Raw genomic sequence first — 1,678 nt, forward strand, 5'->3', positions numbered from 1 at the left:
ATTTCAGTTTTTCTCAAAGAAAATTGCATCGATGTGGATTGAGCCAACATATGAAGGATATTGGATAAATCAAGTAAGAGCACATAGAGTGGCGTTTCCAGGATGGTTAGAAACTTTCATGAGCGGAAAAGGTTATGTTATTGGTGCTAAAATATTTGATTATTTTGGAATAATAATATTAACAGGCACACTGCTGTGGTTAATATTGGAGGATAAAGCTAAGTTTAATGACAAATCATTTTTGTTATTAAGTTTTGTTGGAGGCTTTACATTCAGTCTAATGTGGGAGGCAAAGTCCCAATATAATATTACTTATTTTATATTACTGTTTCCTTATGCAATGTCAGGATTTGAAATGATGTTAGATAGGGGAAGGATGTTGATTAGAAGTGCAAACAAAGTGATGCTAGCTTATTCCTGTGTGACAATTGTACTGTTTTTGGCTGCATATAAGCTTGATGGTTCAAATTGTTTATCACAACACAACGATGCATTTAACACATACATTTCTGAGTGGAGAATGAATGATTTAACAGAGACGGTAAATGAGATAAATTCTATGAAGGCATGGATTAAAGGTTACCAAGAGCAATGTACTTATTACCAAAAATTATTAAACGATAACGGAATATCTTATTAAAGTTGAAGGGCTGCATCACTGCAGCCCTTTAATATATTCATCCATCCAAGCTAGTCTGCCTTGCACAAATTCTTTAAAATCACTTAATTCAACCTCAGGATTATAATAGTTCCCATCTGGCCACCGTTCCATAGTGCGCTCAAAAGCGCCAGATTTGTAAATATCAGCTTCGTATTTATCCAACATACTCATGAGATTGTCATTTGACCAAACAGTTTCGCGGAGACTAGCGTATCTAGCTTTAACTTCTGCAGTGATAGTTTCATCACCGTTTTGTATAAGAAATGGTACCGGGCCCCAGCCTATAGGTAACTCATAATCTGTAGACATATGATAGCTAGTGATGGCGTTGGAGCCGAGCCCATCTACATAGCGATTACCCCAGGTTTGATCCATATCCCATGGAACTAATAGTAGTTTGCATCCAAATTGATTGTTGGCAGGCTTATTTACTACAAAGAGATTTTTGATATTGGTGTCATATACATTATCAGCAGCTTGTGATAATTCATAGAATAGATATAGGTCAATAGCGTTATTCATATCTACAGTGGACCTAATGGTATTATTATCACCGGAATATGCCATGGCATAGAATAAATCGTGAATTACATGGTATGCATCAGGCGAACCTTTTTGTAGATAATAACCTGGTAACCAATCGTAGCCAAAATCTTCATTGTATTCGACATCTTGTGAATATTCAGAAGGGGTCCAATCCTTTTTTTGAATAATAGTTTCATCATCCTGCCTGTCAAGTTGTTGAGCGACGCGCTCTAGCCTGAACCAACGACGATTTAAATTTACCGAGTTTTTCTTGAAATGCGACAGGCTTCTACCTGTGCGACACGGATATATCTGAGTTGCGACGAATTGTCGTAGTCTTATCTTTTCTCAGGATTTCCTGAGATTAGATAAGGCCATGACTGGCATGGCCTTGTAGATTGAAAATTGAATATCAACTTGTTAATGCTTGCTCATTCACAGCAGCCATTATTACATCAGCATCGATTGTATTTTTCTGAAGCTGAGAACCAA

1 protein-coding gene and 1 pseudogene are annotated in these 1,678 nt (G+C 36.8%); one reads left to right on the forward strand and one right to left on the reverse strand.

What is annotated here, in order from left to right; genetic code table 11:
• Positions 1-640, forward strand: a pseudogene (locus T498_RS15995) (hypothetical protein); the annotation flags it as partial.
• 15 nt (positions 641-655) lie between these two features.
• Here T498_RS15995 and T498_RS16635 read toward each other — a convergent pair.
• Positions 656-1,528, reverse strand: coding sequence for a CotH kinase family protein (locus T498_RS16635; RefSeq protein ID WP_081779780.1), 873 nt, complete (start codon positions 1,526-1,528; stop codon positions 656-658).
• Positions 1,529-1,678: the final 150 nt, after the last annotated feature.

Source organism: Pseudobutyrivibrio sp. MD2005 (assembly GCF_000621865.1).
Lineage (GTDB): Bacteria > Bacillota > Clostridia > Lachnospirales > Lachnospiraceae > Pseudobutyrivibrio.